We start from the raw sequence: 25,501 nt of genomic DNA on the forward strand, positions 1-25,501 counted from the left end.
AGTTAGCTTGACCAAGGAGGAAAGATTGTGTCTGTTCCATTATATAAAAAAGCAGTATTAAATTATGATTTTGTGGGAGCAAATAACCGGTCAAACTACTTTGAAGGCTGGTATCTTAAGTGTGCCCTTAAAGACAAAACAATTGCTTTAATTCCCTCCTTGCATGTTGAAAAAGGCCTAATGACTGGGCATCTACAGTGGATTGTCTCACAAGGTGACCGACTCTTTTCTGGTAGTCAATCTTATAGCAATGAAGAAACAATTCTTTCTAGTAATCCTTTCTACCTCAGATTAGGTGAAAATAGTTTCTCTGAAACGGGCTTTAATGTCAATGAAGAAAACCTAATTATTTCAGCACAATTCCAAGAAATCACCCCCTATCCAAAAAATATCATGGGACCATTTAGTATCTTTAAGAATTTACCTTGTATCCATGGGTTACAGGCTATTGATGGTCGGGTTGATTTTACCACAGAGAATCCATTTTTCAACGGAAGCTTCAGTAGCTCTTTTTATTGTGAAAAAGACCGAGGGACGACCTTCCCAGAACGCTATATCTGGTTGCACAGCGATTTTTCAAAAGAAAAAGCTTCGATTTTCTTCACTATTGCCTTAATTCCATTAGGACCAATCAAATTTGATGGTTATATCGCCAATCTAAATATCGATGGGGTCAACGAAACCTTTACCACTTATGACTTTAGTCAGGTATTGATTTCGCAGAATTCCAAAGGGCAAGAGCTCATTTCCATTTCAAATAGAAAAAAAGCGATTGAAATCACACTCACCCAAGGTAAGGTGGAGTCCCTTATTAGTCCGCGAGAGGGATCAATGGTGGATACAGTGGAAGAATCCATGGACTCTAAGATTGAAATGATGGTCACGGACAAACGGACAGGAGAGGTTAAAAACTTCAAATCTAATCGTTGTAGCTATGAAATCAGTGGTTGGTTTAAACCAAATCCAAAAAGTTAAAGGCTTTCTTTGTGAGAAAGCCTTTTTTTGATGACCGGATTCATAGTAAGCTGATTATTCATTATTGAGATGTGAATTGTTAGAAAATATATCTATAAATTTTATGATAAAACGTTAGTAAAATATGCGTTTTTTTTATTATTCATCAACTTTATTAGATATTTTAAGCTAAATTACGAATTTTATCGCATATTCAACATTTTATTTTAGACTGATTTTTATCAAAATTTTAAATTTTATTAAAAAGTAAATTTTTGATTGGAAATTTTTTTCTGACAAAATTGTGGTATAGTAATACTAGATTATGAAAAGAGGAAAGCTTTATGTATCATACTAAAGATAGGCAACAACGCTTCTCACTACGCAAATTTAAGTTAGGTTTAGGAGCTGCTATTATTGGACTTGCTTTTGCTAGCCAAATAAGTATTTTTGCAGATACACCTTCGACTACTACTGATCCAATTTCTTCAGCAGCTGTAACACCAGTAGAGCAACCTACAGCACCAGTTGAAACAACTAGCACATCTACAAATGATGTCTACTTGACTGACCAATCTGCTACTGATCTGGCTGATGCAGAGATTTCAGCAAAAGAAAACTTATCAGTTGAAGCAGCTGATCAAGCGCAAATCGGTGATGTGATTGATGTATCTGTTGATGAAGGTGAAACCACTGAAACAGAATACGACGATGGAGTTGTAACTGAAGTAGGAACTGTTACTGTTAAAACAACAAGTGTTGCGGATCCTAGTCAGGTACAGATGGCGCCTCAAACAGAAACAAAAACATATATTTCAGATGGGCAATATCTTGATGGGCAAGATTGGATTAATTCTTATGAAGAAATTGCTAAAACAACAACTATTGAGTATGTATTAGCTTCTAATACTACAGAGTGGACTGCACTTGGCGACAAATGGTTAAAAATCGTCACTGAATCTTATGATTATTATGTAGAATTATCAGCTGATGGCGATATTAAAGATGTTAAGAAAATTAATCCATCTGCTTACAAACCAAAACAAATCAGCCCAACATCTTCTACTAGAACACAAGCATCGGATGAAAAATTCACCAAATCAGAATTACCAGAAACTGGAGACCACTCACAAGCTAGCTTAGCCTTTATGGGCATAATGATGTCAGCTATAGCTTTAGTCTTGGCAAAAAAGTATAAACATGAATAAGACAGAAAAAAGCCGAGCAATTGTTGCTTGGCTTTTTTAGTCTTTTTTATTTTGGCGATAAATCAGTAAACCTACCATTATTGCTCCAACTGTGAAGAGGGCAAGCATACTTGCTTGATGACCGATTTCACCGTTCAATGAGAGGGCTTGGCGTAGTCCTGATACAGAGTAGGACATTGGTAAAAATGGATGAATCTTGGTGAAGAATCTTGGAATAATTTGTAATGGGTATGTTCCTTCACTTGAGCCTAATTGGAGTAAAAGAAGGATTAATGCACCAAAAGCACCAAATCGTTTATCCCAACCAAGAAGGGCTGTGACAATGGCCATTGACGCCCATGATGATAAGAGGATCATCACAAAAGTTGCCACCGGATAACTTGGATCCATTCCTAAAATTCGTACCAGAGCATAGAGCATGATTGCTGCCAATGTTGAAATTAAACCATTGATAAAGAGTTTTGATTTGGCCCATTCCATACGTGTTTCATGTTTTTTACCAGCTAGTGAATCAGCAAAGATAACGTTGGCTGATAAAGCAGCGACAAGTAGAGATACGGAAATCATGTAAGGAGCCATGCCTACACCATTGGTTTTGACATTGTCTTTATCAACATGTTTAGTGGCGATAGGGTTCGCTAATTCTTTGGAGTTACTTTTCTTGAATGACAATGTCGCAAGTTTTTGATCAGTCAGTGCCAACTTATCGGATAAAGTGCCTGCCCCGTCCGAAAGGGCTGAAATACCAGTTGATAATTGGTTACCGCCTTGGGCGATTTTTCCAGAACCTTGTGCAAGTTGACTAGCGCCATCACTAAGTTTTCCGGCACCAGCAGTCAAGTCTCCTGATTTACTATCGAGTGTTGAAGCACCGCTACTTAAGCCAGCAACGCCTGAAGTTAACTGAGCATTGTTCCCAGATAATTGATTAGCACCAGACGCCAATTGGCCAACGCCATCGGTGTACTGAGTTATGCCATTTGCTAGTTTACTACCGTTTGTGGCAAGCGTTGTTTGTAAACCTTGGACACCACCTAGAATTCGAGAACTAGCAGCGACCATTTTACTTGAGTTGGAATTTACTTCAGCGAGGCCACCTGATAAGGTGTTGAGAGCTGTAACTGCACCGGGAAGGACAACATTTGCGTTGTTGTTCAGAGTTGCAACACTTGTTTGTAATTGACCAAGGCTAGCAGATGGGTTTGTAGTAGTGGTTGATGATTGACCAGTTACTTGATCTAAGGTCGTTTGTAATTCACCGGCAGCAGATTTGATTGCTTGGGCAGCTGTTGCGTTGCTTGATTGTGGTGTTGCCGAAATAGCATTAGAAATTTCAGCTTGTTGAGCCGGTGTTAGTGATTGATAGGCAGAAGTACCTTGCACAGAAGCAGTAATTGTTGCTTTATCTGATGTAGTAGCAGAGATGATTGTATCTGCTTGGCTAATAATTGAAGTTAAATCTACTTTAGCTTGGCTCAGACTTGGAGATGTTGTGGTAGTTGTCGTAGCTGATTGGTTACCCAGTTCTGCAACGGTTTTATTCAATTGATTAATACCTTGTTGAATAGCTGGTAGGCCTGTTTGTAGGGCTTGGATACTAGCTGTTTGTTCCGGAGATAGGCTAGTTTCTGTTTGTAATTGAACCAGTCCTGCATTTAATTTGCTTGCACCGTCAACTAATTCTTGCATCTGGCTTGCACCACCAGCAATCTGATTAGCGCCATCTTTTAAGTTTTGTGAATTGGCGTTGAGTTGATTAGCTCCTTGGGATAATTGACTAACGCCATTGGTATAAGTTGTTAAGCCAGTTGATAATTTGCCAATACCAGTATTTAATTGACCAACACCACTTGTGTATTGACCAATCCCGTCATTAAGTTGGCTTGCACCAGAAGAAAGTTGATTTCCAGCATTGGCAAGTAATAATAAGTTATTGGTAATTTGTTGGCTACCATCCAAAGCCTCATTAGCTCCATTTGCTAGATCTTTACTACCTTTTGCTGCTTTTCCAAGACCTTTTTGAAGTTGAACAAGGTTGGTAAAGAGGTTTTTATTATATGCTTTTGTTACTTCTTCAGAAACTTTTGCTTCTAATTTAAGCATGGCTGATTGGCCCATCTTAGACGAAACAAAGTTATGCCCTTTTGAGGTTTGATATGTGATAATTGGTTTTTCAGGATTGTCAGTTAAGATGCTGCTTGACTTTTCTGATAAATCTTTGGGAAAAGTCACAACCATATAGTACTTACCATCTTTCAAGCCTTTGTTAGCTGTTTTGGCTGTTACAAAATGATAATCTAAATCTTTACTTTTGGACATCTTGTCCACAATCTTATCTCCAGCATTGATTTTCTTGTGGTTGAAATCAGCTGACTTGTCTTGATTCACAATGGCAACGGGCAACTGATTAAGATTACCATAAGGATTCCAAAGTGACGTTAGAAAAACTAAGTTATATAATGTTGGGACTAGAGCAACCCCCAATATGGTTACCCATAAGTGAGGATTCCGCCATAAATTTTTTACTTCTTTTGTCATTGTCTTACCTCCATACGATCTGTAGATTGTTAGTATAATAGACTATTATACAAACTTGAATTCTGTTTTCAAGACTTATGTTTGGTTTTTGGACAAAGTGTACAATAGTGTACAAAAAAAGATACAATGTAAACCATTGCATCTAAATATCCTCTTTTAGGACGGATGAACTAGCTAAGCGACTCGCTTCAATTTTCTGAGAGGCTGTTTTTCGAAGTTTTACATTTTTATCATAGCTTTGGGCAAAAACGCAAGAATAGAGAACGTCTAGGAGATATGTGATTGCTGCATCAGTTGAAAAAGTGGAAATCTTTGAATAGAGTTTTTCTTTGGTGGACAAGTGTAATTCAACGTCAGCAAGCTGACTAATTGGATTAACCCCTAAACTAGTAATTGAGATGATTGGTACTCTTTTTTCTTTCAGTAATTGACAGATATCAATTAAATTGGCTGTACCCCCTGAGTAGCTAATGATAATAGCACAAGCATCCTTCTCAACTAAATAGGCATTAAAAATCGTTTCCCCTTGGAGTTGATGAATCCGCAGATCCTATCAAAATACTATGATAGAATGACAATTTTGAGAATAAATCAGTTGAGAGGTGAATGAGATGAAAAGAATCAGAGGGATTCTTGCTTATAGTTTTGCGGCCATTTGGGTCACACAGATTTGGCGTCTTTTTGCTGCTCCCGTTGCTCCATATGCTGGATTCGTAGTAGCTATTATTGCTATCACTCCAGCTTGGTATATCTGTCACTATCGAGGTTTTATACCACAAAGTCAGGAAGAAATTGCCATTGATATGGGGGGCATTGGCTCTGCTGTTTTTGTAAGTAATAGTCTTAAGTATGGCTTGGGAGTGAGTTTAAAATCTTTTCCAACTTTACTCTGTTTAGTGATTGGAGCTTGTTTAGCCGGTTGCCTCTACGAAAAAATTGAAATAAAGGGATATTAATATGCAATACCTAATGATTACCTTAGGGGGGCTTTATTCTACCTTTTTCCATTCTCTGTATCTGGGGAAAATTGGACAATCGTTTTGGTGCAATTGGTGGTTGGGTTGCAGCCTTTATTATTATTGAACCAGTTTGGTTTATTAACCACGGCATGCCAGTACCTTTCATTCATCAAAGTAGTAGAGTTTTTATTGATATGGGATTTTCTACAGCTATTGGTGTTTGTGTAGATGGCATAAGGTGAGGAATTTCCCTTGCTCACCACCGCTCAAATATCTTAGCTGCAATCTTCGGTGGATAGTTGTAGGAGTAGTTATTGCAACGGTAATCTTATAAAAGAACTCAAAAAGGTTGACCCGAGGTCAACCTTTTTGAGTAAATGGATTGTAAAATCTTCCTTTATTAATGACGAATAAGATAAATGATGTCAGCAGGATTGCAATTGCTAGGAAAATCGTCATGATATCATTTTTATCTAATTGTTTTGAGGTATACCAAGTCCGTCCCTTATTCTTACCGAACCTTCTCAGTTCCATTGCTGTAGCGACTAGATCGATGCGATCTAAGGAACTGAAAATTAATGGGATAATGATTTGCAAGTTACCTTTGATGCGATCAAATAGCTTTGCTTTCTTAGACAACTCCAAACCTCTTGCTTCTTGCGAGGTTTTTATCATGTAAAATTCTTCTTGGACATCGGGAATATAGCGAAGGGTTAAGCTGACCGCATATGCCACTTTATAAGGTAAGCCGATTTGGTTGAGACTTGACGCGAATTGACTCGGGTTGGTCGTTAATAAGAAGAGAAGGGCTAAAGGAACAGTTGAAAAGTACTTCAAACTAAGATTAAAGAGGTAAAACAATTCTTCTTTTGTTAGATAAAAGGGACCCCAGGCATTTGCAATGACTGTTTTGGAATGATAAATTTGCTCGCCATATGCGGGTGCAAAAAGATAGACCATTAAGACGTTTAAAATAGCAAAGAAAGTCACAAACTTAATGACAAATGAAACACTTTTCCAAGGTACTCTAGCACTTGCAAACAGAGTAAGTGATAAGCAACCAATGAAAATGATCAAACGCGTATCATAAGTTGTCATACAGGCAACTGAAACCAGAATGAAAAAAATTAGTTTGCTTGCCCCAGTTAAGTGATGGAGGAAATTATCTTCCTTCTGATAGCCGATTAATTTCTGAGGCATGTCTATCCCTTTCTTTAGTAATATAGTAGTGTGTTAATGCTAGTGGTGAACACCCAAGATAAGGTGCCAGATGGAAAAGACTGGTTTTTTTCAAACAAGCCTGTTCCAAAATAGGAGCATTGGATAGAATTTCTTCAGGACTAGCGTCAGCAATGATCTTCCCTTTGCTCATTACAATTGTCCGATCAGAGTACTCCATCATCAACTGCATATCATGCGTAATCATAATAATTGTATGCCCTTCACGATTTAGTTTATCCAAAAAGTTCATGATTTCAGAATAATTTTTCTTATCCTGACCAGCAGTTGGTTCATCTAGAACGATGATTTCTGGATCAAGAATCAAAATTGAGGCAATCGTCACCCGTTTCTTTTGACCAAAGGATAAAGCTGAAATTGGCCAATTTCTAAACGGATATAGCCCACATATTTTCAGGGTTTCTTCAACTTTAACTCTGATTTCATCCTCATTCACACCTCGCAAACGCAAACCCTGAGCAACTTCATCAAAAATCTGAGCCTGACTAATCATCTGATTAGGGTTTTGTAAAACATAACCGATGCGGTCAGCTCTTTCTTTGATAGAGTCGGTAGAAATGTCTTGCCCCTTGTAGAATAGCGGCGCATCAGACTCTTGGAAAGCACACAGTAGTTTTGCAAGAGTTGATTTACCAGCTCCGTTCTGACCCACTAAAGAAATCTTTTCCCCTTGGAAAATAGTCAAATTAACATCTTTGAGAATTGGTTTATTGGCTTGGTAAGCAAAGTTAAGATTTTTCCATTCTAATAGAACAGGTCTATCAGTTCGTGCAATCGGCTCGTCTTGTAAGTGACAAGATAGATTCGAAAAATCAAGATGATCTAGTTGAGTTAATTTCAAGTTATCAGCAAAAGAAAATCCTAAATCTCGTAAACATGTGATGTAGAGTGGCTCACGAATTCCATTTTGATTTAATAAATCGGTTAAGAGTAACTGATCAGGTGTTCCATCAAAGAGAATCCGACCGTCATTGATTAAGATTACTTTATCAACTGGTCGATATAGGACATCCTCAAGGCGATGTTCAATGATAATAGTAGTAGCTTTTGTTGATTGATGAATGCGATCTATCAAGTCAATTGTATCAAGCCCAGACTTAGGGTCAAGATTTGCTAAGGGTTCATCAAAGAGAAGGATAGGGCTTTCATCAACTAAGACACCGGCTAAACTGACCCGTTGCTTTTGACCGCCGGATAGATCTTGTGGACGGTTATCTAAGAGGTCTTCTAGTTCTAACTGTTTGGCCCAATAATTAATAGCACTAATCATTTCAGGCTTATCAAAACAATCATTTTCTAAGGCAAAGGCAATGTCTTCAGCGACAGAGAGCCCAATAAATTGGCCATCTGGATCTTGAAGAACGGTTGAAATTAGTTTTGACTTGTCATAAATTGACAAATCAAAAGCATCTTTATCTTCTATAGTAAGGAAACCTTGGTGTTGTCCATGGAAATGATTGGGAATAATTCCGTTTAAACAATTGCCTAAAGTAGACTTACCACTTCCGGAAGGACCAACAATAAGTACTTTTTGTCCTTTTTCAATACTAAGGTTTATATTATTTAAAGTTGGGCTTGACTGGGCATCATATTGAAATGTAAAGTCTTTAAATGTAATTAGGTTACTCATGTATCTTCCTGAATCCTAGTCTTTTGAAAGACTACCAGATTTTGTTCTTGTCTTAGTGTAAGCAATTAACAAAATAGTTCCACCCACACCGACTGTAACAATATTTGCGATTCCGGCAAATAATCCTTGGGTAAACACTTTATTAGCAGGCTCTTGATAAATTAAGATATCACCAATTGGTGCAACAATTGCCCAAGCAATAATATTAACGATAACTTGAGTAACGTTGAATACAATAATGTCTTTTTTAGAAAAAATTCCTTTAGTGACTTGTAATTTATTTTTCAATAGACCAATTCCAAGACCAACTAGTCCACTAGGAAGAACCCAAGACCACCAAACACCGTAGCCAGCTAACATATCTTTTAACATGTGCCCCAGAAAACCAATTAAGAAACCAGCTAGAGGGCCAAATATAACCGCGAACAATGCTTGTAAAGCATATTGTAGTGAAATAGTTGTATTGGTAAAGATAGTAATAGGTACAAACATCCCAATGATAACAAATAATGCAGCTCCGATACCTGTTGCAACAACAGTTTTAATAGATGTGTTTTTCATGATTTCTCCAGTTCACTTAGATTCTTTTTAGTTCGATGTGCCAGTTTTGACCGACACCTACGTTATAAGCTTTAGCAAAAGATCCTTGATTAATCGCCAAGCCAACACGGTATAAGGAATTAATATAGATAATAGGTTGGCCAATTCTTACGTCCGCAAAAGACTTACCATAAGTTACCTGATTTTGGTATACTAACATGTCATTGTTGAAGATTGTAATTTCAAATCTGTCGCTAAATTGTGGATTAAAATGGTAAAATTCTTCGCGCGTTATTGACGTCCAAAGAGATCCGAAGCGAACGTCAAGGACATCGATGACCCCTCTGATAGTATCTTCAGTAATTTGAGTTTCGACAACAGGAACTTCAACAATCGCATTAACAGAAAGTTCAGGTCCAACATCTTCGAAATCAATGTGCCCACTGGCAAGTTTAGCACCAGTATAAGCATAGACATCACGGCCATGGAAAGTGTAAGAAAGTTCAGTGTTTTGACGACGGTTTGATGCTTCCAGAATTTCACGAATAGCTTTAATTCCGATATGTTTCTTAATATAGGAAAGTGTTCCATTATCTGGTGTAACAATATATTGATTGTTTTCTGTTAAAGCAACAACGCTTTTACGTTTTGAACCAACACCTGGGTCAACAACAGAAACAAAAGTGGTACCTTCTGGCCAATAGTTGACTGTCTGAAACAATCTGTAAGATGCTTCGAAAATATTATAGGGTGTAATATCATGGGTTAAATGATGGATACCTAAGGTAGCATCTTCTTGTAAAGCAACTCCGATCATCGCCGATACAGCACCATCGACAAGACCAAAATCCGATTGAAGCACCAATAATTTGTTTTGCATGGTCATTTTTCCTTATCTATTAGTGATTAATCTTATTTTATCATAAAAAATGCTTAAAAAAGCAGATATTTTTAGAAGAAATAAAGTCAATCATGTATGCTTTCTACTATAAAATAGGTAACATCATCACAAATTTTGAATAAGATAATTCTACATCGATATATTAAGCAAATAAAAATGATAAAACCAAGTAAAAGCTATTGACAATCCCTTCAAAAGCATATATACTAATAAAGTTGTCAGAAAGCGAGCTAGTAGTCGAAAACAAAAAACGAAAAATTTTAAAAAAGTTATTGACAAAGGGGTTGTGACCTGATAGAATATAATAGTTGTCTCGTAAGAGATAAGAAGACCTTTGAGAACTGAATAAGACAAAAACCAAACGTGCAGGGTGATATGTTTATGCATATTACCTGTCAATTAAGTAACAAAAAAACAATAAATCTGTCAGCGACAGATAAGAATGAGTTAAACATCAAATTAACATATAAATGAGAGTTTGATCCTGGCTCAGGACGAACGCTGGCGGCGTGCCTAATACATGCAAGTAGAACGCTGAAGACTGGTGCTTGCACTAGTCAGATGAGTTGCGAACGGGTGAGTAACGCGTAGGTAACCTACCTCATAGCGGGGGATAACTATTGGAAACGATAGCTAATACCGCATGACAATTAAGTACTCATGTACTAAATTTAAAAGGAGCAATTGCTTCACTATGAGATGGACCTGCGTTGTATTAGCTAGTTGGTGAGGTAACGGCTCACCAAGGCCACGATACATAGCCGACCTGAGAGGGTGATCGGCCACACTGGGACTGAGACACGGCCCAGACTCCTACGGGAGGCAGCAGTAGGGAATCTTCGGCAATGGGGGCAACCCTGACCGAGCAACGCCGCGTGAGTGAAGAAGGTTTTCGGATCGTAAAGCTCTGTTGTTAGAGAAGAACGGTAATGGGAGTGGAAAATCCATTACGTGACGGTAACTAACCAGAAAGGGACGGCTAACTACGTGCCAGCAGCCGCGGTAATACGTAGGTCTCGAGCGTTGTCCGGATTTATTGGGCGTAAAGCGAGCGCAGGCGGTTATTTAAGTCTGAAGTTAAAGGCCGTGGCTCAACCATGGTTCGCTTTGGAAACTGGATAACTTGAGTGCAGAAGGGGAGAGTGGAATTCCATGTGTAGCGGTGAAATGCGTAGATATATGGAGGAACACCGGTGGCGAAAGCGGCTCTCTGGTCTGTAACTGACGCTGAGGCTCGAAAGCGTGGGGAGCAAACAGGATTAGATACCCTGGTAGTCCACGCCGTAAACGATGAGTGCTAGGTGTTAGGCCCTTTCCGGGGCTTAGTGCCGCAGCTAACGCATTAAGCACTCCGCCTGGGGAGTACGACCGCAAGGTTGAAACTCAAAGGAATTGACGGGGGCCCGCACAAGCGGTGGAGCATGTGGTTTAATTCGAAGCAACGCGAAGAACCTTACCAGGTCTTGACATCCCTCTGACCGTCCTAGAGATAGGACTTTCCTTCGGGACAGAGGTGACAGGTGGTGCATGGTTGTCGTCAGCTCGTGTCGTGAGATGTTGGGTTAAGTCCCGCAACGAGCGCAACCCCTATTGTTAGTTGCCATCATTAAGTTGGGCACTCTAGCGAGACTGCCGGTAATAAACCGGAGGAAGGTGGGGATGACGTCAAATCATCATGCCCCTTATGACCTGGGCTACACACGTGCTACAATGGTTGGTACAACGAGTCGCAAGCCGGTGACGGCAAGCTAATCTCTTAAAGCCAATCTCAGTTCGGATTGTAGGCTGCAACTCGCCTACATGAAGTCGGAATCGCTAGTAATCGCGGATCAGCACGCCGCGGTGAATACGTTCCCGGGCCTTGTACACACCGCCCGTCACACCACGAGAGTTTGTAACACCCGAAGTCGGTGAGGTAACCTAATAGGAGCCAGCCGCCTAAGGTGGGATAGATGATTGGGGTGAAGTCGTAACAAGGTAGCCGTATCGGAAGGTGCGGCTGGATCACCTCCTTTCTAAGGAAATGGAAGCACGTTAGGAAAAGTCTTATTTAGTTTTGAGAGGTCTTATTAAAGTAATGAGATAGAAACACCACTAATAATGTAACAACCAGTTTATTAGTCGGGGCCTTAGCTCAGCTGGGAGAGCGCCTGCTTTGCACGCAGGAGGTCAGCGGTTCGATCCCGCTAGGCTCCATTATCTAGGATACAAAGAGATGTTCGGCTTGCCGAAATTTCTTAAGAAATTAATCTCGTGTTCAACTAGATAAGTAGGATAAAAATCCTAACATAGTCCATTGAAAATTGAATATCTATATCAAATTCCACAATTAAGAAATTAATTGTAGAAAAAAGTAACAAGAAATAAACCGAAAAAAAGATAAACGCGAACATATTAAAAAAAATTAAAAGAAGGTCGAAAGACTGGAAATAAGGTTAAGTTAATAAGGGCGCACGGTGGATGCCTTGGCACTAGAAGCCGATGAAGGACGTGACTAACGACGAAATGCTTTGGGGAGCTGTAAGTAAGCTTTGATCCAGAGATGTCCGAATGGGGGAACCCGGCATGTAATGCATGTCATCCATGACTGTTAAGGTCATGAGAAGGAAGACGCAGTGAACTGAAACATCTAAGTAGCTGCAGGAAGAGAAAGCAAACGCGATTGCCTTAGTAGCGGCGAGCGAAACGGCAGAAGGGCAAACCGAGGAGTTTACTCCTCGGGGTTGTAGGACTGCGACGTGGGATCAAATACTATAGAAGAATTACCTGGGAAGGTAAGCCAAAGAGAGTAATAGCCTCGTATTTAAAATAGTAAATGACTCTAGCAGTATCCTGAGTACGGCGAGACACGCGAAATCTCGTCGGAATCTGGGAGGACCATCTCCCAACCCTAAATACTCTCTAGTGACCGATAGTGAACCAGTACCGTGAGGGAAAGGTGAAAAGCACCCCGGAAGGGGAGTGAAATAGAACCTGAAACCGTGTGCCTACAACAAGTTCGAGCCCGTTAATGGGTGAGAGCGTGCCTTTTGTAGAATGAACCGGCGAGTTACGATATGATGCGAGGTTAAGTTGAAGAGACGGAGCCGTAGGGAAACCGAGTCTTAATAGGGCGACTTAGTATCATGTTGTAGACCCGAAACCATGTGACCTACCCATGAGCAGGTTGAAGGTGAGGTAAAACTCACTGGAGGACCGAACCAGGGCACGTTGAAAAGTGCTTGGATGACTTGTGGGTAGCGGAGAAATTCCAAACGAACTTGGAGATAGCTGGTTCTCTCCGAAATAGCTTTAGGGCTAGCGTCGATGTTAAGTCTCTTGGAGGTAGAGCACTGTTTGGGTGAGGGGTCCATCCCGGATTACCAATCTCAGATAAACTCCGAATGCCAACGAGATATAATCGGCAGTCAGACTGCGAGTGCTAAGATCCGTAGTCGAAAGGGAAACAGCCCAGACCACCAGCTAAGGTCCCAAAATAATTGTTAAGTGGAAAAGGATGTGGGGTTGCACAGACAACTAGGATGTTAGCTTAGAAGCAGCTATTCATTCAAAGAGTGCGTAATAGCTCACTAGTCGAGTGACCCTGCGCCGAAAATGTACCGGGGCTAAAACAATTTACCGAAGCTGTGGATTACCTTTAGAGGTAATGGTAGGAGAGCGTTCTATGTGTGAAGAAGGTATACCGTGAGGAGTGCTGGAACGCATAGAAGTGAGAATGCCGGTATGAGTAGCGAAAGACAGGTGAGAATCCTGTCCACCGTAAGACTAAGGTTTCCAGGGGAAGGCTCGTCCGCCCTGGGTTAGTCGGGACCTAAGGAGAGACCGAAAGGTGTATTCGATGGCCAACAGGTTGATATTCCTGTACTAGTATGTAAAGTGATGGAGGGACGCAGTAGGCTAACTAAAGCGTGCGAATGGAAGAGCACGTTCAAGCAGTGAGGTGTGGTATGAGTCAAATGCTTATACCTAATACATTGAGCTGTGATGAGGAGCGAAATTAAGTAGCGAAGTTAGTGATGTCACACTGCCAAGAAAAGCTTCTAGCGTTTAATTACATACTACCCGTACCGCAAACCGACACAGGTAGTCGAGGCGAGTAGCCTCAGGTGATCGAGAGAACTCTCGTTAAGGAACTCGGCAAAATGACCCCGTAACTTCGGGAGAAGGGGTGCTGGCGTTAGCGTCAGCCGCAGTGAATAGGCCCAAGCAACTGTTTATCAAAAACACAGCTCTCTGCTAAATCGTAAGATGATGTATAGGGGGTGACGCCTGCCCGGTGCTGGAAGGTTAAGAGGAGTGCTTAGCGTAAGCGAAGGTATGAATTGAAGCCCCAGTAAACGGCGGCCGTAACTATAACGGTCCTAAGGTAGCGAAATTCCTTGTCGGGTAAGTTCCGACCCGCACGAAAGGCGTAATGATTTGGGCACTGTCTCAACGAGAGACTCGGTGAAATTTTAGTACCTGTGAAGATGCAGGTTACCCGCGACAGGACGGAAAGACCCCATGGAGCTTTACTGCAGTTTGATATTGAGTATCTGTACCACATGTACAGGATAGGTAGGAGCCATTGAAGACGGGACGCCAGTTTCGTCTGAGGCAATGTTGGGATACTACCCTTGTGTTATGGCTACTCTAACCCAGATAGGTTAACCCTATCGGAGACAGTGTCTGACGGGCAGTTTGACTGGGGCGGTCGCCTCCTAAAAGGTAACGGAGGCGCCCAAAGGTTCCCTCAGATTGGTTGGAAATCAATCGTAGAGTGTAAAGGTATAAGGGAGCTTGACTGCGAGAGTTACAACTCGAGCAGGGACGAAAGTCGGGCTTAGTGATCCGGTGGTTCCGCATGGAAGGGCCATCGCTCAACGGATAAAAGCTACCCTGGGGATAACAGGCTTATCTCCCCCAAGAGTTCACATCGACGGGGAGGTTTGGCACCTCGATGTCGGCTCGTCGCATCCTGGGGCTGTAGTCGGTCCCAAGGGTTGGGCTGTTCGCCCATTAAAGCGGCACGCGAGCTGGGTTCAGAACGTCGTGAGACAGTTCGGTCCCTATCCGTCGCGGGCGTAGGAAATTTGAGAGGATCTGCTCCTAGTACGAGAGGACCAGAGTGGACTTACCGCTGGTGTACCAGTTGTCTTGCCAAAGGCATCGCTGGGTAGCTATGTAGGGAAGGGATAAGCGCTGAAAGCATCTAAGTGCGAAGCCCCCCTCAAGATGAGATTTCCCATGATTTTATATCAGTAAGAGCCCTGAGAGATGATCAGGTAGATAGGTTAGAAGTGGAAGTATAGCGATATATGAAGCGGACTAATACTAATAGCTCGAGGACTTATCCTAAGATAAGTATGAACAAATAGTTTATTGACAGTTTTGGTCAAACTTGTTAGAATATAGATATTCAATTTTGAGTGGACTCAAAGTTAAGTGACGATAGCCTAGGAGATACACCTGTACCCATGCCGAACACAGTAGTTAAGCCCTAGAACGCCTGAAGTAGTTGGGGGTTGCCCCCTGTTAGATACGGAAGTCGCTTAGCATTGATCCGCCATAGCTCAGTTGGTAGTAGCGCATGACTGTTAATCATGATGTCGTAGGTTCGAGTCCTACTGGCGGAGTAAATTGAGATAGGCTAGCCTATTTTTTTTTATTGATTGGCTTGCATTTTTAGCGATAAAGGTGTAAGATATTTCTAGATAATTAAGTAGCACCCTTAGCTCAACTGGATAGAGTACCTGACTACGAATCAGGCGGTTAGAGGTTCGACTCCTCTAGGGTGCATCATAATTTAAACAACATGACATGGATGTCATGTTGTTTTTGTTTATTCTAATAGGTAAAGTAAAAAAACATACCTAATAAGATATGTCTGTTGAATTATTCAAAGAAGGCATGATACAATGCTTTAATGGCTTTCTTTTCATCTTTAGTGTTGACTACAAACATAACCGAAAATTCACTTGAACCTTGAGAAATCATTGCTAGGTTTATTTTATTTTCAGAAAGTGCTTTTGTTGCTGTTGCTGTTACCCCAACATGGCTTTTCATTTGTTCACCAACAATCATAATGATGGATAAGTCTTTAGTTATAGTTACTTCATCAACTTCTAGTTTTTGGATAAGGTATTTAAGGATTTCTTGTTCTTTTATGGGAGTTAATTCTCTTTCACGGACAACAATTGATAAATCATCAATTCCGGTTGGCATATGTTCCCATCTTATATTTAAATCTTCTAGAATTTGAAGTACTTTTCTACCAAAACCGACTTCTCTATTCATTAAATACTTGGACATATTAATTGAGACAAATTTATCATCTCCTGAAATACCAACGACTGGCGCATGTTCTCCTTTATGTTCTAATACAATCTGAGTCCCGGGGTGCTCCGGATTATTTGTATTCTTGATAACTAGGGGTATTTTACCACGATAGGCTGGAATCAATGCTTCATCATGCAATACAGAGAATCCAGCATAGGCCAACTCACGCATTTCCTTATAGGTAAGAACTTCAATGGAGTGTGGGTTATTAATTATTCCTGGATGTGCTGCAAAAATACCATCTACATCAGTAAAATTTTCATAAAGTTCTGCACCGACACCGGCAGCAATCAATGAACCAGTGATATCAGATCCACCACGGGAAAAAGTACAGATATTATTTTCTTTTGTTACACCAAAGAATCCAGGGATTACAAGGACACCTTCTAACTCTGTAAGTTTTTCAATTTTATCGTAACTTGAAGGGAGGATTCTAGCATTTTGTGGCTCATCAGTGACTATTAAACCAACCTGTTTTGGATGAATATATCTAGCCTTGATTCCATTTGCTCTAAAAAAAGATGCAATTAGTTTTGCATTGTTATTTTCCCCAGCTGCTAAAAAGGTATCGTAAAGATATGGATTATTCTCACTTGGTAATGTAGCTAATTCGAGAATTGACTGTTCAATATCTTTAGCTATCTTAGGATTTAGATTGAGTTCTTCACAGACGGTGTTAAAACGGTTGATAATCCAATTTTGTTGCTGAGTAAAATTATCACCAGTTACAAAAGCATCATGATAAGCAATTAAAGCATCAGTAATTTTGGTATCACCATCATTTCTTTTTCCTGGTGCAGAAACAACCACAATTTTTCGATTCTTATCAGACTTAATTATGTTTAAAACCTTTTTTAGTTGTTGAGCAGATGCTAAAGAACTACCACCAAATTTAGTAACTTTCATATGTTTATCCCTTTTTTTATATTAGGGACAATTATAACAAAATAGAAAGCAAATGTCAGTAAGATTTTAAAATCAGTTCACGCATTTTTTTGTATGGGGACAGTTTGAAAAAAAAACTATTTCTCTTTTTATCAATCATGATAAAATATACTCATGACAAGATATAAAGCAACTATTTCTTATGATGGATCAGGTTTTTCTGGCTTTCAAAGGCAACCGCATGCAAGATCAGTTCAGGAAGAAATCGAAAAAACACTCTTAAAATTGTATAAAGGCCAAGTTATTAAAATTCATGGTGCTGGTAGAACTGATGCAGGCGTGCATGCTTATGGACAAGTGATACACTTTGATTTGCCACTGGAGCGAGACATTGAAAAAATTAGATTTGCCCTTGATACACAGACACCAGATGATATTGATTTTATTAAAGTTGAAAAAGTAGCAGATGATTATCACTGTAGGTATTTGAAACATAAAAAAACTTATGAATTCTTAGTTGATATTGGCAGACCCAAAAATCCGATGATGCGGAATTATGCGACACATTATCCTTATCCACTTGATATTAGCTTAATGGATGAAGCAATAAAAGATTTAGTTGGGACCCATGATTTTACAGGATTCACAGCATCTGGAACGAGTATAGAAAATAAGGTTAGGACTATTTCGGAAGCGAAAATTACTTATGATGCTAAACGAAATTTTATAATATTTTCTTTTACCGGAAATGGTTTTTTATACAAGCAAGTTCGCAACATGGTTGGAACACTATTGAAAATAGGTAATCAGCGTATGCCTGTTAGTCAGGTTCAACGTATTTTAGAAGAAAAAAATCGTCAATTAGCTGGGCCAACTGCGGCAGGAAATGGCCTTTATTTAAAGGAGATTATCTATGAAGACTAATCAACTAACTATTGCCGGCAGTGATATCTTAAGTGGAGGAGGACTTCAAGCAGATTTGCTTACATTCCATCAGTTAGATGGCTTCTCATTTTTAGCAACAACTTGTTTAACTAGTATTAAGGATGGACAATTTGAAATTCATCCAACTGAAATTGAGATTTTCCGCAAACAATTAGCTTCACTTATGGATGTGCCTTTTGCGGCAATCAAAATCGGATTATTACCAAATTCGGAAATTGCTGAAGCAACTAAAAATTTTATCAAAGCAAAGCAAGAGTCAAAAATTGTTCTTGATCCGGTTCTGGTTTTTAAAGAGAATAATGATGCGACTGTTGTGACAATGGCAGAGCAAATCAAAGGAATGTTTCCTTACGTTGATATTATTACACCAAATCTTAAGGAAGCTGAGTTGTTGTCAGGGGTGCCCATTATAGATGAAAAATCGATGCTTGAAGCGGCTAAAGTACTGAAAGCATTAGGGGCAAAAAGTCTCGTCATTAAAGGTGGGAACCGTCTAGTAAGTGATAAAGCCATTGACTTATATATGGATCCATCAAAGTGGTTTATGCTTGAGAAACCTGTTCTTTCTCGAAATAACAATGGTGCAGGATGTACCTTTGCTTCTGCTATAGCTTCCTATTTATCAAAAGGAAATGAAATGGAAAAAGCAGTCGAATTGGCCAAAGATTTTGTTTATCAAGCCATTGAAAAATCAAATGAATATGGAGTTGTAATCGAATGAATAAATTAACGACTAAAGAATTAACCTTATTGTCAATTTTAACAGCCTTAACTATTATTTTAGGGAAATTTATCAGTATTGGAACACCAACAGGCTTTTTAACTTTGTTGGATGCGGGTATCTATTTTACAGCTTTTTATTTAGGAGCTAAGGAGGGCATGATAGTTGGTGGTTTTTCAGGTTTCTTAATTGATTTAGTTTCTGGTTACCCTAATTGGATGTTCTTTAGTTTGCTTGCTCATGGCTCACAAGGCTTTTTTGCAGGCTTAGAAGGTAAAAAAAGACCACTTGGACTTGTTTTGGCATCAATTATGATGGTGGGTATTTATTTCCTTGTATCTATTCCGATGTATGGATTCGGTGCGGCCCTAGGGGGTGTCATGGGTAACATTGGACAGAACTTTTTGGGGATGATAGTTGGTTATATTATTTATATCTCATTTTCAAAAGTTCAGGCAAAATAATTCTTAGATTGGGGCAAAAATGGAACTTAAGCAAATTGAAGAAGAAACACGGGCAATAATAACTGATGTAATTGAAAGAAGTGCTATTAAGAAGGGACAAGTCTTTGTTTTAGGTCTATCTTCAAGTGAAGTCAGTGGTGGCAGAATTGGTAAGAATTCTAGTTTAGAAATTGGTGACTGTATTGTCAAAGTGATCTTGGATGTTCTAAAATCAAAAGGGATTCATTTGGCTGTTCAAGGCTGTGAGCATGTCAATCGTGCGTTGGTAATAGAAGAATCCGTTGCGGAAGAAAAGGGCTATGAAATTGTTAATGTTCTTCCAACACTTCACGCAGGTGGTAGTGGTCAATTGGCAGCTTTTAAGTGGATGTCTTCTCCTGTGGAAATTGAAGAAGTGATTGCTCATGCCGGTTTAGATATTGGTGATACTTTTATTGGTATGCATGTTAAACGTGTACAAGTTCCTCTAATTCCTATCCAGCGGGAATTAGGAGGTGCACATGTTACTGCTTTGGCTAGTCGACCTAAGTTGATTGGTGGGGCTCGAGCAGAATATAAGACAGATACAATCAGAAAAAATTAATATAATAAGAGGCAATTTTTAAAATTGCCTCTTATTTTCTTATCTGTGGATATGCTTGAGTAGTTGGTAGGGTAATTCCTCTAGCCAGCAATGCTTCTTGATATAACTTGTAGAAGGTTGAATAAATTTGGAACTGTTGTCCATTCTCAGTAAAAATTGCAACACGGTAAATAAATTGACCGTTGGCATTGACTTGAGGTCCTAAAATATTTGGATAATCGACAATCTGTGGGTAATCTTTGACATGGAGTTCATTGACTTGGGTGATTACTTGATTAACATCCTCAAGATTTGTTGTTGAGTATAATGGTATTTCAATTAGAGCTCGCATATTGCCACGCGATTTATTTGATACTACAATGATACTACGATTAGGGATGAAATGGAGTGTCCCATCAAAACCTCTGATTTGAGTTGTCCGGATACCGACACTTGCTATTGTTCCCTCAACGGATGCAATAGATATGGAGTCACCGACTTCAAATTGATTTTCAAAGAGGATGAAAAAGCCATTGACGACATCAGATAAGAAGCCTTGAGCACCTAAACCGATAGCAACTCCAGCAATCCCTGCACCTGCGAGCAAACTAGAAACTGGAATATCTAATAAACTAAGCACCCAGTAAATTAAGAGAAAATAAAGAGTATAGTTTAATAAGTTATGCGTAAGTTTTGATAAGGTTTTTTTACGAGCCTCACTTTGTCTAGAAAATGAAAAGGATTTATCGGCAATTTTTTCGAATAGTCGATTAGCAACCTCTTTTAAAATAAAAAAGAAAATTAATAATAAAACTAGAGAAATTATTTTTGTTAAAAGGGTAAATAGGAGTTCTTCGAGGTGAAGGTGATCCAAATATCTAAGAATAAATGTCATGCGCAATCCTTTCTGTCCTAGTTAGTTTATCAAAAAATAGGAAAAAATCAAACAATGAGAAAAAATAATTAATAATGGTTGAAAGTATCACTTGTTCCTGCACAAAACACTTTAAAATAGCGTTGAAATGTGATAGAATGAACTGTATCTAAATTATTTTAAGGAGAAATGACTTAATGTCTACATCATTTGAAAACAAAGCTACTAACCGTGGCGTTATTACATTTACAATTGGTCAAGAACAAATTAAACCAGCTCTTGATCAAGCATTTAATAAAATTAAAAAAGACCTAAATGTACCAGGATTCCGTAAAGGTCACATGCCTCGTCCAGTATTCAACCAAAAATTTGGTGAAGAAGTTCTTTATGAAGATGCTTTGAATATTGTTTTACCAGCTACTTATGAAGCTGCTGTAACTGAATTAGGACTTGAAGTTGTAGCTCAACCAAAAATTGACGTTGTTTCTATGGAAAAAGGTCAAGATTGGAAAATTAACGCTGAAGTAGTTACAAAACCAGAAGTTAAACTTGGTGATTATAAAAATCTTGCAGTAGAAGTTGAAGCTTCAAAAGAAGTTAGTGACGAAGAAATCGACGAAAAAATCGAACGCGAACGTAAAAACCTTGCTGAACTTGTTGTTAAAGAAGACGCAGCAGCAGAAGGCGATACAGTTGTAATTGACTTCTTAGGTTCAGTTGATGGCGTTGAATTTGACGGTGGTAAAGGTGATAACTTCTCACTTGAACTTGGTTCAGGTCAATTCATCCCAGGCTTTGAAGAACAATTAGTTGGTGTTAAAGCTGGTGAAACTGTTGACGTTAATGTTACTTTCCCTGAAGAATATCAAGCAGAAGATTTAGCTGGTAAAGATGCTAAATTCGTAACAACTGTTCATGAAGTAAAAACTAAAGAAGTTCCAGAATTAGATGATGAATTAGCTAAAGACATCGATGAAGAAGTTGAAACACTAGATGAATTAAAAGCTAAATATCGTAAAGAACTTGAAGCAGCTAAAGAAATTGCTTATGATGATGCCGTTGAAGGGGCTGCAATTGAATTAGCAGTTGAAAATGCTGAAATCGTTGAATTACCAGAAGAAATGGTTCATGATGAAGTACATCGTGCTATGAATGAATTTATGGGTAACATGCAACGTCAAGGTATTTCTCCAGAAATGTACTACCAATTAACTGGAACTTCTGAAGATGACCTTCATAAACAATATGAGTCTGAAGCTGACAAACGTGTTAAAACTAACCTTGTTATTGAAGCAATTGCTAAAGCAGAAGGATTTGAAGCAAGCGACGAAGAAATTGAAAAAGAAATCAATGATCTTGCAACTGAGTACAATATGCCAGTTGAGCAAGTTCGCACTCTTCTTTCAGCTGATATGCTTAAACATGATATTGCAATGAAAAAAGCAGTTGAAGTTATCACAGAATCAGCAAAAGTAAAATAATAAGTATTGGATTGTAAAACAATCAAATTGACAATTGGACTGAAATTTATTTCAGTCCTTTTTTATAGGAGGAAAGTTATATGATATCTGCAATTGTGTTTGATATGGATGGTGTCATCGTTGATACTGAGTATCTTGATTACCAACTGCAAAGTGAATATATTTTATCAATTTCTAAAAACTCCACACCTTTGACTAAGGAAGACTTTTCGTCACTCGTTGGTCGTTCAGGATTTGACTTGCAAAAGAGGATAAATCAGCTTGCCTGCACAAATCTTAGTAGTGAAGATTTTGAAGTGGCCTTCCAACAAATTGAACGGCATAAATATCATCCAGAGACTGTGGTGCCAATCTTTAGAAAAGATATGGTCGCCATTCTGGAATGGGCTAAAAGTCAAGATATCAAATTAGCAGTAGCTTCTTCCAGTCCACTTGATGCCATTCTAACAGTTCTTGATGTCTGCCAGATTCGTCACTATTTCGACCGTGTCACCTCAGGTGAGTCCTTTAAGGAGAGCAAGCCTAATCCTGAGATCTATTTACATACCCTGCAAAGCCTTTCCGTAGAGGCAAATGAGGCAATAGCTATCGAAGACTCCCCTTCGGGAATTGCTGCCGCTAAAGCAGCCGGTATGAGGGTCTTAGCTTATAAAGAAGAGCGGATGCTGATTGACCAGTCTGGTGCTGACCACATTTTGGATGGAATGTCAGAAATTTATAGTTGGTTAAAAAAAGAGGTCAATAAAGCTGGGATTAACTGATAAAAGCTTTGACGAATGGGGAAATTTAGCGTAAAATAGTAAGGAATGATAAAATAAGGAGAATTGCCTTGAAATTAGACGTATTTGCGGGACAAGAAAAAAGCGAACTCTCAATGATTGAGGTTGCACGCGCCATTTTAGAAGAACGTGGCCGCGATAATGGAATGTATTTTAGTGATCTTGTAAATGATATCCAAATATACTTAGGAAAATCAGATGCCGATATCCGTGAAGCTTTACCATTTTTCTATACAGATTTAAACATCGATGGATCTTTTATTCCATTAGGTGAAAACAAATGGGGACTTCGCTCATGGTATGGTATCGACGAAATTGATGAAGAAATCATCACTCTTGAAGATGAGGAAGACGGCGCTCCAAAACGTAAGAAAAAACGTGTTAACGCCTTTATGGATGGTGATGAAGACGCTATTGATTATAGTGATGATGATCCAGAAGATGAAGACTTCGAAGAAGAAACTGAAGATGCTGAATACGATGAAGAAGACCCAGAAGACGAAAAATCGGAAGTGGAATCTTATGATTCAGAATTGAACGAAATCATCCCAGAAGATGAGATTGAAGAAGTTGAAATCAATGAAGAAGATGAAGACGAAGAAGACGAAGAGTAATCTTTTGAAATTTCTCCTTTGAAAATTTTCAAGAAAATCTATTTGACAAATGAGATGATATAGTTTATATTATTATTCGGGCACCTCTTTATGAGGTCGATAAAAGCTCCCTATTTATTAGGGGGCTATTTTTATTTTTTAAAAATGGTGTATTTAGTTGTTAATGAGGTAATAACTACTCTCGAACCCCAAGATTATAGATAGCAAAGCTGTCGCGAAAAGGAGTTTTTAAAATTATGACAAAGTATATTTTTGTTACAGGTGGAGTTGTTTCTTCAATTGGTAAAGGTATCGTTGCAGCTAGCCTAGGCCGTTTGTTAAAAAACCGTGGCTTGAAAGTAACGATTCAAAAATTTGATCCTTATATTAATATTGACCCAGGAACAATGAGTCCTTATCAACATGGTGAAGTTTATGTTACAGATGATGGTGCCGAAACTGACTTAGACCTTGGGCACTATGAACGTTTCATTGATATCAATCTTAATAAATTTTCGAACGTAACAACGGGTAAAATTTATAGTGAAGTTCTGCGTAAAGAACGTAAAGGTGAATACCTTGGAGCAACTGTACAGGTCATTCCTCATATTACTGATGCGCTTAAGGATAAAATTAAGCGTGCTGCTGTGACCACTGACTCAGATGTGATTATTACAGAAGTTGGCGGAACTGTTGGGGATATTGAAAGTCTGCCATTCTTAGAAGCCCTTCGACAAATGAAGGCTGATGTTGGTTCAGATAATGTTATGTATATCCATACAACATTATTACCATATTTAAAAGCAGCTGGTGAGATGAAAACAAAACCAACCCAGCATTCTGTAAAAGAATTACGTGGTTTAGGGATTCAACCGAATATGCTTGTTATCCGTACGGAAGAACCAGTTGAACAAGGGATAAAAAATAAATTGGCTCAATTCTGTGATGTCGAACCGGAAGCTGTTATTGAATCTATGGATGTTGATCATCTTTACCAAATTCCATTAAATCTTCAAGCTCAAAATATGGACCAGATTGTTTGTGATCATTTGAAATTAGATGCACCGCAAGCTGATATGGCAGAATGGTCTGAGATGGTTGATAAGGTAATGAACCTTAAGAAAATAACTAAAATTGCCCTAGTTGGTAAATATGTTGAATTACCTGATGCTTACCTATCAGTTGTTGAAGCATTAAAACACTCAGGATTTGTTAATGATACAGCTATTGATTTAAATTGGGTTAATGCTAATGATTTAACTGCCGAAAATGCTCAAGAATTATTAGGTCGTGCTGACGGAATCATCGTTCCTGGAGGCTTTGGTCAACGTGGTACTGAAGGTAAAATTGAAGCTATTCGTTTTGCTCGTGAAAATGATGTTCCAATGCTTGGTATTTGTCTTGGTATGCAATTAACCTGTGTTGAGTTTGCCAGAAATGTTCTTAATATGGAAGGTGCAAATTCAGCTGAATTAAATCCAGATACAGAGTTCCCAATCATTGATATTATGCGTGATCAAATTGATGTGGAAGATATGGGGGGAACACTACGTCTTGGACTTTACCCATGTAAATTAAAAACCGGTTCACGCGCAGCTGCGGCTTATAACAACCAAGAAGTTGTTCAACGTCGTCATCGTCACCGGTATGAATTCAATACCAAATTCCGTAAGGATTTTGAAAATGCTGGATTTGTTTTCTCGGGTGTGTCGCCTGATAACCGTTTGATGGAAATTGTTGAACTGCCAGACAAAAAATTCTTTGTAGCAGCCCAATATCATCCAGAATACCAAAGTCGTCCAAATAAAGCAGAAGAACTCTATACTGCCTTTATTACTGCTGCAGTAGAAAACAGTCTCTAAGGCTTGTGCCCGATTGTCCAAAAGGCAGATGCTTTTCCAAGTAATTTA

General features: G+C 39.0%; 20 protein-coding genes, 3 tRNA genes and 3 rRNA genes. 18 read left to right on the forward strand and 8 right to left on the reverse strand.

Features of this window, described 5'->3' with window-relative positions:
• Positions 1 to 27 precede the first annotated feature (27 nt).
• Both MKY69_RS01655 and MKY69_RS01660 read left to right on the forward strand, forming a co-directional pair.
• Complete coding sequence (locus tag MKY69_RS01655) at positions 28 to 975, forward strand: hypothetical protein (protein ID WP_004234206.1); 948 nt, start codon at positions 28 to 30, stop codon at positions 973 to 975.
• 323 nt (positions 976 to 1,298) lie between these two features.
• Complete coding sequence (locus tag MKY69_RS01660) at positions 1,299 to 2,162, forward strand: LPXTG cell wall anchor domain-containing protein (RefSeq protein ID WP_004235170.1); 864 nt, start codon at positions 1,299 to 1,301, stop codon at positions 2,160 to 2,162.
• Between the two features lie 36 nt (positions 2,163 to 2,198).
• On the opposite strand, the gene MKY69_RS01665 is transcribed toward MKY69_RS01660, so the two are convergent.
• Positions 2,199 to 4,700, reverse strand: coding sequence for a YhgE/Pip domain-containing protein (locus MKY69_RS01665; protein ID WP_004235167.1), 2,502 nt, complete (start codon positions 4,698 to 4,700; stop codon positions 2,199 to 2,201).
• A gap of 142 nt (positions 4,701 to 4,842) precedes the next feature.
• Positions 4,843 to 5,247, reverse strand: a complete 405-nt coding sequence (locus MKY69_RS01670; protein ID WP_080619619.1) for a MurR/RpiR family transcriptional regulator — start codon at positions 5,245 to 5,247, stop codon at positions 4,843 to 4,845.
• Positions 5,248 to 5,311: 64 nt separating this feature from the next.
• Here MKY69_RS01670 and MKY69_RS01675 point away from each other — a divergent pair, with 64 nt between their 5' ends.
• Both MKY69_RS01675 and MKY69_RS01680 read left to right on the forward strand, forming a co-directional pair.
• Positions 5,312 to 5,656, forward strand: a complete 345-nt coding sequence (locus tag MKY69_RS01675) for a Lin0368 family putative glycerol transporter subunit (RefSeq protein WP_003107447.1) — start codon at positions 5,312 to 5,314, stop codon at positions 5,654 to 5,656.
• Between the two features lie 71 nt (positions 5,657 to 5,727).
• Positions 5,728 to 5,901, forward strand: coding sequence for a Lin0368 family putative glycerol transporter subunit (locus MKY69_RS01680; RefSeq protein ID WP_003107445.1), 174 nt, complete (start codon positions 5,728 to 5,730; stop codon positions 5,899 to 5,901).
• 118 nt (positions 5,902 to 6,019) lie between these two features.
• On the opposite strand, the gene MKY69_RS01685 is transcribed toward MKY69_RS01680, so the two are convergent.
• The 4 genes from MKY69_RS01685 to MKY69_RS01700 are packed head-to-tail and all read right to left on the reverse strand — an operon-like array spanning position 6,020 to position 9,948.
• A complete protein-coding gene (locus MKY69_RS01685) occupies positions 6,020 to 6,859 on the reverse strand; it encodes an energy-coupling factor transporter transmembrane component T family protein (RefSeq protein ID WP_340790853.1) in 840 nt (279 codons plus the stop codon).
• A complete protein-coding gene (locus MKY69_RS01690; RefSeq protein WP_062806721.1) occupies positions 6,822 to 8,528 on the reverse strand; it encodes an ABC transporter ATP-binding protein in 1,707 nt (568 codons plus the stop codon). Before MKY69_RS01690 ends, MKY69_RS01685 begins: the two co-directional genes overlap by 38 nt.
• Before the next feature lie 15 nt (positions 8,529 to 8,543).
• The gene (locus tag MKY69_RS01695; RefSeq protein WP_340790854.1) at positions 8,544 to 9,089 is read right to left on the reverse strand and encodes an ECF-type riboflavin transporter substrate-binding protein; all 546 of its coding nucleotides are present in this window, start codon (positions 9,087 to 9,089) and stop codon (positions 8,544 to 8,546) included.
• Between the two features lie 16 nt (positions 9,090 to 9,105).
• Positions 9,106 to 9,948, reverse strand: coding sequence for an SAM hydrolase/SAM-dependent halogenase family protein (locus MKY69_RS01700; RefSeq protein ID WP_003103226.1), 843 nt, complete (start codon positions 9,946 to 9,948; stop codon positions 9,106 to 9,108).
• 487 nt (positions 9,949 to 10,435) lie between these two features.
• Here MKY69_RS01700 and MKY69_RS01705 point away from each other — a divergent pair.
• The 6 genes from MKY69_RS01705 to MKY69_RS01730 all read left to right on the forward strand — a co-directional run bounded on the left by MKY69_RS01705 (position 10,436) and on the right by MKY69_RS01730 (position 15,747).
• A 16S ribosomal RNA gene (locus MKY69_RS01705) occupies positions 10,436 to 11,984 on the forward strand.
• 108 nt (positions 11,985 to 12,092) lie between these two features.
• A tRNA-Ala gene (locus MKY69_RS01710) sits at positions 12,093 to 12,165 on the forward strand.
• Between the two features lie 237 nt (positions 12,166 to 12,402).
• A 23S ribosomal RNA gene (locus MKY69_RS01715) occupies positions 12,403 to 15,306 on the forward strand.
• 83 nt (positions 15,307 to 15,389) lie between these two features.
• A 5S ribosomal RNA gene (gene rrf, locus MKY69_RS01720) occupies positions 15,390 to 15,505 on the forward strand.
• Together the 16S, 23S and 5S rRNA genes with 3 tRNA genes alongside form the textbook arrangement of a ribosomal RNA operon.
• A gap of 5 nt (positions 15,506 to 15,510) precedes the next feature.
• Positions 15,511 to 15,584 (forward strand) — tRNA-Asn (locus tag MKY69_RS01725).
• Positions 15,585 to 15,673: 89 nt separating this feature from the next.
• Positions 15,674 to 15,747 (forward strand) — tRNA-Arg (locus MKY69_RS01730).
• A gap of 96 nt (positions 15,748 to 15,843) precedes the next feature.
• On the opposite strand, the gene MKY69_RS01735 is transcribed toward MKY69_RS01730, so the two are convergent.
• Positions 15,844 to 17,193 carry an aspartate kinase gene (locus MKY69_RS01735; RefSeq protein WP_003108603.1) on the reverse strand — a complete coding sequence of 450 codons (1,350 nt, stop codon included), beginning with the start codon at positions 17,191 to 17,193 and terminating at the stop codon, positions 15,844 to 15,846.
• Between the two features lie 153 nt (positions 17,194 to 17,346).
• On the opposite strand from MKY69_RS01735, the gene truA reads away from it, so the two are divergent.
• The 4 genes from truA to MKY69_RS01755 are packed head-to-tail and all read left to right on the forward strand — an operon-like array spanning position 17,347 to position 19,885.
• Positions 17,347 to 18,096, forward strand: coding sequence for a tRNA pseudouridine(38-40) synthase TruA (truA, locus tag MKY69_RS01740; protein ID WP_003108601.1), 750 nt, complete (start codon positions 17,347 to 17,349; stop codon positions 18,094 to 18,096).
• The gene (locus MKY69_RS01745; RefSeq protein ID WP_340790856.1) at positions 18,086 to 18,838 is read left to right on the forward strand and encodes a bifunctional hydroxymethylpyrimidine kinase/phosphomethylpyrimidine kinase; all 753 of its coding nucleotides are present in this window, start codon (positions 18,086 to 18,088) and stop codon (positions 18,836 to 18,838) included. Before truA ends, MKY69_RS01745 begins: the two co-directional genes overlap by 11 nt.
• Positions 18,835 to 19,302, forward strand: a complete 468-nt coding sequence (locus tag MKY69_RS01750) for an ECF transporter S component (RefSeq protein WP_340790857.1) — start codon at positions 18,835 to 18,837, stop codon at positions 19,300 to 19,302. Before MKY69_RS01745 ends, MKY69_RS01750 begins: the two co-directional genes overlap by 4 nt.
• Before the next feature lie 19 nt (positions 19,303 to 19,321).
• Positions 19,322 to 19,885: a TIGR01440 family protein gene (locus MKY69_RS01755; protein ID WP_004234202.1), complete on the forward strand. Its 564-nt coding sequence runs from the start codon at positions 19,322 to 19,324 to the stop codon at positions 19,883 to 19,885.
• Positions 19,886 to 19,916: 31 nt separating this feature from the next.
• Here MKY69_RS01755 and MKY69_RS01760 read toward each other — a convergent pair whose 3' ends face one another.
• Positions 19,917 to 20,759: a mechanosensitive ion channel family protein gene (locus tag MKY69_RS01760; RefSeq protein WP_003105726.1), complete on the reverse strand. Its 843-nt coding sequence runs from the start codon at positions 20,757 to 20,759 to the stop codon at positions 19,917 to 19,919.
• A 176-nt stretch (positions 20,760 to 20,935) separates the two neighbouring features.
• On the opposite strand from MKY69_RS01760, the gene tig reads away from it, so the two are divergent.
• The 4 genes from tig to MKY69_RS01780 all read left to right on the forward strand — a co-directional run bounded on the left by tig (position 20,936) and on the right by MKY69_RS01780 (position 25,453).
• On the forward strand, positions 20,936 to 22,219 hold the full coding sequence (gene tig, locus MKY69_RS01765; RefSeq protein WP_003104766.1) for a trigger factor: 1,284 nt from the start codon (positions 20,936 to 20,938) through the stop codon (positions 22,217 to 22,219).
• Between the two features lie 80 nt (positions 22,220 to 22,299).
• Complete coding sequence (locus tag MKY69_RS01770; RefSeq protein ID WP_003108593.1) at positions 22,300 to 22,980, forward strand: HAD family hydrolase; 681 nt, start codon at positions 22,300 to 22,302, stop codon at positions 22,978 to 22,980.
• 68 nt (positions 22,981 to 23,048) lie between these two features.
• Positions 23,049 to 23,612 carry a DNA-directed RNA polymerase subunit delta gene (rpoE, locus tag MKY69_RS01775; protein WP_003102462.1) on the forward strand — a complete coding sequence of 188 codons (564 nt, stop codon included), beginning with the start codon at positions 23,049 to 23,051 and terminating at the stop codon, positions 23,610 to 23,612.
• Positions 23,613 to 23,848: 236 nt separating this feature from the next.
• Complete coding sequence (locus MKY69_RS01780; RefSeq protein ID WP_062806382.1) at positions 23,849 to 25,453, forward strand: CTP synthase; 1,605 nt, start codon at positions 23,849 to 23,851, stop codon at positions 25,451 to 25,453.
• Positions 25,454 to 25,501 lie beyond the last annotated feature (48 nt).

Source organism: Streptococcus sp. FSL R7-0212, assembly GCF_038007985.1.
GTDB classification, from domain to species: Bacteria; Bacillota; Bacilli; order Lactobacillales; family Streptococcaceae; genus Streptococcus; species Streptococcus parauberis.